Annotated in this window: 3 protein-coding genes and 1 pseudogene; all 4 read right to left on the bottom strand. The window is 45.7% G+C overall.

Translation table 11 applies throughout. The annotated features are described in order from the left end of the window. A pseudogene (locus ACFIKY_RS08620) lies at positions 1–761 on the bottom strand (phage tail protein); the annotation flags it as partial. 188 nt (positions 762–949) lie between these two features. Beyond that, a complete protein-coding gene (locus tag ACFIKY_RS08615; RefSeq protein ID WP_375661709.1) occupies positions 950–2332 on the bottom strand; it encodes a Bgr_08870 family protein in 1383 nt (460 codons plus the stop codon). Positions 2333–2345: 13 nt separating this feature from the next. Further along, positions 2346–5489, bottom strand: coding sequence for a DUF4815 domain-containing protein (locus ACFIKY_RS08610; protein ID WP_375661708.1), 3144 nt, complete (start codon positions 5487–5489; stop codon positions 2346–2348). A gap of 1 nt (position 5490) precedes the next feature. Further along, the gene (locus ACFIKY_RS08605; RefSeq protein WP_375661707.1) at positions 5491–6597 is read right to left on the bottom strand and encodes a phage tail protein; all 1107 of its coding nucleotides are present in this window, start codon (positions 6595–6597) and stop codon (positions 5491–5493) included. Between the last annotated feature and the right edge of the window lie 74 nt (positions 6598–6671).

Here is a 6671-nt window from a genome sequence, read left to right as displayed (position 1 = left end):
GCCTCATGATCGATTTCGCCATCAAAATAGCTAATCGGGCGCGCCGTGCCTAAAATGCCATGCACATCTTGGTTGGAAGGAGACCAAAAAACACCGCCCCTTTGCTTATCACGTTTGATAAACATGGCGGCAGCAAAAGGACTTGCCGGTTTAACACTCCAACCCCCATCACCATTTGCCACCCGTACAAAGGGGTCAATCAAATAACAAAAGCGTGAGGAAAAATCTGCACGATAGGCAAGGCTTTCTTCCGTGTTTTTACCACCCGTATCAAACACGGCAATCGCTTGTAGCTTTTCTGCCACTTGTTCTAAAGCATCTGCCACGGGGTTTTTGCCATTATCAATCCGCCCTGCACTATAAGCTGGTGCCAGTAAAATGCCAGGTTCCACCCCTAAATGCCCTCTAGCGTGTTTTAGCGCATGCACACCGGTCAGGTGAGCGTTTGATCCCACCATCTCAGTTTGTGTCTCAGCAATGGTTGATTTTTCTTCCACACGCACAAGGATAATTTGTGCCTCAATCCCTTGCGCACACACAGCGTTAATGACATCAAGAGCCGTGCCTCTTGCCCCAAGCTTTTGGATTTTCTCACCCTCATGCGTAAAGATAAGGATAGGCTCGTTGAGGGGAAAAACTTGGTTGTCAGCATCAGGGGCTGTGACAACCGCCCCAATGGCGGTCTGATCAAATGTTGCTAAAGGACGGGAATCCTCACCAGCCTCTACAATGCGAATCCCATGATTAAATTCTGTTGCCATTTTGCTCTCCAAATCAATGAAGAGACTATAACAAGCATCACCATGCTCCATAAGCCTGACACTGTCAGTCAAAAAGCCCTTTAAAAGGGCTTTGAAAGAGCGATAAAAGGACTTAAAAACATATAAGCCTGCTTATAGAACAGCTATCCATTTGACTTCTGTCATATCTTGGTTACTTGTGCATCCATTTATTCTTTCCATAATCTTATAAGAACGGCACCATCAGCACCAGCACCACTTGAAGAAGAATCAGAGTGAGCACCAGCACCACCACCACCAAAACCACGTCCTGCTTTTCCTGAACTATAGGATCCTTTGCCGACTCCTCCAGAGCCACCTCGTGATGTATCACCCCCAGCATCGCCTCCATTACCGCTTGTTTTACTCGTAATTCCACTCGTTCCAGCATAACCATTTCCGCCTTTGGCAATTCCTAGATGTTCGTCTGTTGCTAAACCAAAGTTTCCACCCGTACCTCCAGCACCGCCATCGCCTGAATAGTAGTAAGTAGTAGTACCAGCAAATCCGTGATCTCTAGAGGAGTAAGCACCCCCACCACCATGTCCTCCTGTAGCGGTAATAAAATTCTTTCCAACAGCTGTTGTTCCTCCAGAATTTCCTGTCGCACTGCGTGATGCAACAGAAGCGCCTCCTTTACCAATTGTGATATCTTGATGACCGTTTAAACTCGCTTTATAGCCATACCACACGCTACAACCACCTCCTCCGCCGCCTCCTCCTAATCTTGGTGTATCCGCTCCACCACCACTGCCGCCGCCACCCCATGCTTGGATTTCGACTTTTGTGTTATCCGTTACCCAGTCTGGCCATTGAATTTTTCCATCTTGCGTATACAGTAATTCAGCATCAGCAAGAGCCGGCCAATTCGTGATTTTATCGGTCAAATCTTTTTTAAGACTCTTTATCTGTGCCAAGATGGCTGCATCCACTTGTGATTTGGTATAAATAGCTTCACCATCAACTCTCAAAGGTCCTTTAAGCGAGCTTCCGGTTGTGCTTAGACTGCTAACGACTTTGTTGTTATGGATAAGGTTAAACGACGAATTACCCAACAGTTCTAAACTGCCACTTATAGTGACTTTGCTGGTAAATTTATTATAACTTTGCCATTCATTTGGGCTGGCTAAGCGACCATAGCTTGTGAGATCTTCATTGATCTTGGCTCTAAATTTATCGAGCCCCACAATATCTTCAATCTTATGTTGATGAGAGCCAAGCAAAGATACAGCACTTCCAAAAGTGAAGTTATTATTGCTTGATTTATAGAGAACATAATTGTTGGCAGCATCTTTTGCGCCTTCGATATCGCTTAAATCGGTCAACGTGAAGGTTTTATCCGCTGCCATCTTGGCCTTAAGGGTCGTTTCAAGATCGGCAACATCACTTATTGTATGCGTGTGTTTTGAAGGTGCTTTTCCCTCTACCTTTTCCTCAACTTCCATCATGGCTTGATCAATTTTGGTCAAGTTTTCCCGCAAGATTGGGAATTCAGAACTGATAAAACGTCCTTCTTTAGGCAAGTCCATGTCGAGTTTTTTGGTTTTTTCCATCTCTGTTCTCCCGTCACAATATGCCGGCGCCAAAATCACACACCATTGACCGCGCTGCTGGTCCACCGGTAAGGGTGAGTTTAAGGCGTGCTTGTTTGGCTGTTTTGTCGCTGCTTACAAATTTGCGCTCTGTCCAAAGCGGTTCAGTGAGTTGCTCTGTTTCGTCGAGTTTCAAAGGGGTGAAAGCACCATCATCCAGTTGCATCTCGAGTGTAAAGGTTGCACCGCCTGGTAAAAAGGTTTTGATATAACTGGTCAGCCTTGCCTTTTCTCCAAAGGAAAAAGCACGGGTGACATAAGTGGCTTCCTTATGGATCTTTCCTGCAATCAATTGAACAGGAGCAAACAAGACGGGTGAAAGCTTTTCGGTGCCTTTGAGAATAGCGCGAAGCTTTACCTTTTCACTGATATATTCAGTAAGGCTTAGCAATTGAAAGGGAAGGAGTTGATAAACCGTGCCATTGTTTCGTTCAATTTCAAAGATGACAGAACAATCGCTTGAAGGCAATTCAATGGCTGCGCGTATTTGCAAATCAGAACAATCAACAAGATCAAAAGTGCCAAGATCAATGGTTTTTTCTGTTTGTGTGTAGCGGGCTGCCAACACACGAAAGGCTAAAGCCTCATCTTGATGGGCGGTCCAGCTTTGTGCGTTAACTGAAGAAAAGCGTGGTCCCGTTACATAAGGGTGGCTTGAAACATATCTCTGATGTTCTGCATCAAAATCCCCAAGCTTTGCTAAAGAGACAGAATGATTACTATCATCTGTCTTAATAACAAAAGCTGTTAAGCGGTCATCCATCACAAGGAGTGGTACATCATAGCGTGCCTCTGCCCAACCTAGCTTTGCGCCCTTCATAGAATAAAAGCTTTGCGCTTGAATATCGGCGGTCGGATAGCCATTTTCAGTGGTGACCAAATCAATCACCAAATCATGGTTCTCATTACCGATTTTGCAAAGATGAAAGTCAATACCGGTGATTTGCCGTGTTTCATCGGGGGTAAAAACTTGCGCTTGTGGGTCTACTTGCGTCCATATCTTCACCGTTGTGGTGCGCCGCATGACTTTCACATCAATCACACCTTGACCGGTAAAAAGCCCCGTTGCAATTGTTCCACCTCTGCCTCGTGCCACAACATTTTTTGTGCCAGCAGTGATATTTTTAGGAATCTTAAAAGTGCCCTCAATGGCGCCATAAGAATCGGCAAAAAGGGGATAATTCGGTAAGACATTCACACCATCAAAAGTGAGGCTTTCTAATTGTTCCCACTTGCCAAGACCTTCAATTTTGAAGGAAAGGGTAATTTGTCTCAAAAAATCGATTTTCTCTTGGGTTGCACTCACCAAATCATCACTGATTTCTGTTTTACGAATGCTTCTCCCACGGTTCCATCCCATGTTCAGTTGATTGGTCACGCTTGAGAGCCAATCGGTGCGCTGTTCGTGCCAAAAGTCTGTCGCGGGGTCAAGGGTTACTGTACCAGGCAGGGGTGCAAAATTTTGATAGGGGTTGATTTTTTCGCAAGCCGTTGTCAACTCTTGCGCAATGATCACTTCATTTGTCCAGTCAAGCGTGACAGGCGCTTTTAAAGGAGCGGTATAGAATGTTGGGTCAATGGCAAGCTGCAAAATGCCGTTGCCTACCGCCCCCGTTTGTTGAAAGCCTTCATCTCTGTAAGAGTCATCAAGAAAGGGATCAGCAAACATACCTTTTTTGGCAATAGGTTCTTTAGAGTCCACATTGCTTTTAATGCGCTCTAATTGCATCAACCGGTCAAGCGAGAGCACCCGTTGAAAATAGCGCCACATCTCATCATAGGGGGCAACACGTGTGCCATCATTGGCAACAACCGGCGTTTCAAGCCAATTGTTGGTAATCGTTGCGAGCGACAACACATCATCAGGGACACTGGGTGCCATGGGGTGATCTGCCGAGATACCTTTGATGTAAACCACATTGCCCCCTGTGTTGAGACCTATACGGTCAATGCGGGGTAATTTGTAAGTGTAACTGACGATAATATCACCACCTTGCGCCCCACCTGAGACTGTGATTTCCTGCTCTGTTACTTTATCAGCCGTGATTTTTGCACGATAGCGATAAGTCACCTTATAGCTGCTGCCCAGTAAAGGTTCGTCTCCCACGGGTGCCCAATCAATGGTGTCTCCGGTTTTTTTAAAATCTGTGCCTTCTTTAAATTCCTTGTTTCCTTGAACGACTTTAATAAAAGAAGTGATGCTTTTATCAGGAACACCATCACGCCCAGCGGCAACGGCACCACGGGTGACGTTAACGGTTTTTTCTTTTGTCAACAAAAGAGACTGAATATCAGCAATAGGAAAATAATAGGGTTTAAAGGTAAAACTTGTTTTCCCTTTTGGAGGCGCAAAAATATGCGTTTCGCTTGGAACAACGCTTGTCGAAAAATCTTGCACCTCTTCATGGCGCAAAGCAGCTAAGCGTTTGCGTTTAAAGCCATTGATATTGGCTTCTCCTTCTTGAATACTAAACACTTGGCAACCATTATTTGCTCCCAATGCGCTTACACGACAGCCACTCACGATATAATGCCCATGGGCGCGGTCGTACGTCGCAATAGCTTGCATGGCGGGTTCAAGCAATGAGGGGGATTTTTGATCAATCAGAACACCATCTTGTAAAATATAAACGGGAAAGAAAGTGCCACTCTGCGCATCCTCTTTCAGTGCCCAAACAAGCTTTGCTGTTTCGCGGGCGGCACCGGGCTCTCCTTCTGCCAAAGTGCCAGGGACTTGCCCCAACAGCTCTGGATCATCTTCGTGTGTTATCCATTTTTTTTGTAGCTTCACACCAATTTCCAAGCGCCCAATCATGGCAACATTGTTGAGTACAGCAGGTGCAACGGGGAAAATATCGCCTGCGATATAAATCTTGCCATCCGTTAAAGTGACGGTCCTTGTCTCTTTGTTGACAAAAGCATCAGCTCGTTCAACGCGATCTCCTTCTTGTGCCACAAGGCGCCCCAAGCGGTCATGCCGTCCCCTTATAATGGTTTGAACCTCATTCAGTTCACCACTTTGAATAAACGGACGCGTGCCGTAAAAGACAACGCTTTGTTGTTCCTCTTTGCCGCGAGATCTGTCAATTGCAAACGGTAGACCACTTTCATGCTTCATATTAAAACCTCAATAAAATCTTGAATTGTTCGCGAACATCGGCACGCAAAGGAATATTAATGGGCGTTTTGAGTATCTCGACACCGCCATTGAGTTCATCAGGCTCCAACCAAAGCTTGCCAACCGCTATGTTTTCTGCGGGGGTAGCGTGAACGAGAATGGAAACAAAAGCTGCTTGTTTCCCGTCAACATCGTGAAAGTCTGTGCGGGCTGCAACAAGAAGCGCCGTGCCCCTCGGGGAGGGCTGATAGTGATTGCCTGAATGGTTGTAAACACCCTCTAAAACCTGTTCGACAGGCGCTACAGCATAGCATCTTCGAAACCCAATCACACCATCTTGGCTGTCTCTTAACACGAGATAAAGCGTGCGACCATGAAACCACTCTGCCATCAGTATATCGCGTTCATGTTTTTTGACCGAACACCACGGAAAATTTGCCATATCCCATGGATAATCGATTTGTTCAAAGCTTAACTCTTCATCCGCATCATCTATCCAATTACCAATAAGCCTGCCTTCTTCTCTTAAGAGAACGTGCTCTATCTCTGTTGTGCGCCCAAAGGAAAACAAAGTGCCCCCAGCTGTTAAGCGAACACCGCTTTCATACTCCAACATGCTGTCATCAAGGCGTGACATATTGCATTCAACAGCTTGCACATCATAACCATAGGTCCCTCGACGAAAATCAGAGCGCAAACTTTTGGAAAGGTCTGTGATTGCTTCAATGGCTTCAAGGCTTTTCCGTTCAGGCAACTGATCAAAATCAAGTTGAAAGGAATTCCACCATGCCCGCCCCGTCCATGCGGGTTGAAAGCGTGCCGAAATCTCTAACCATCTCAAACCCATCTCTATTGCCGCAAGAGAGCCGCGAATATTTTGCCATGCAAGACCCTGATCAATTAAATCATAAAGGCTAGAAAAATAAGGACTTAATTCTTGTAAGCCATATTCGTCTATTAAAAAGGGCAACCAAGAAGGCGGACGCGTGATAAATTTCGCGCGAGGTATTTCTTCGAGTGTAGTTTTAACGTGAGGGTCAAAAGCCATTGCTTCTGCAAAACAGCGTTCAAATAAGCTCGAATTCGGTGGCAAAAGTGAGGAAAGCATCAATAAGCACGCCCCCGTTCAGACAAAACAATATCCCCCAAAGCTACAGCTTCATCAGGTGCGACCAAAATATC

The organism is Bartonella sp. CR127HXZ, assembly GCF_042194555.1.
Taxonomy (GTDB): Bacteria; Pseudomonadota; Alphaproteobacteria; order Rhizobiales; family Rhizobiaceae; genus Bartonella; species Bartonella grahamii.
Note: the sequence above shows the minus strand (reverse complement) of the source record. Positions and strands in the feature narration are given on the sequence as shown.

Bases quoted from the DNA above. Each gene is read 5' to 3' on its own strand.
- ACFIKY_RS08610 (WP_375661708.1), bottom strand. From the start codon at position 5,489: ATGAAGCATGAAAGTGGTCTACCGTTTGCAATTGACAGATCTCGCGGC.
- ACFIKY_RS08605 (WP_375661707.1), bottom strand. From the start codon at position 6,597: ATGCTTTCCTCACTTTTGCCACCGAATTCGAGCTTATTTGAACGCTGT.
- ACFIKY_RS08615 (WP_375661709.1), bottom strand. From the start codon at position 2,332: ATGGAAAAAACCAAAAAACTCGACATGGACTTGCCTAAAGAAGGACGT.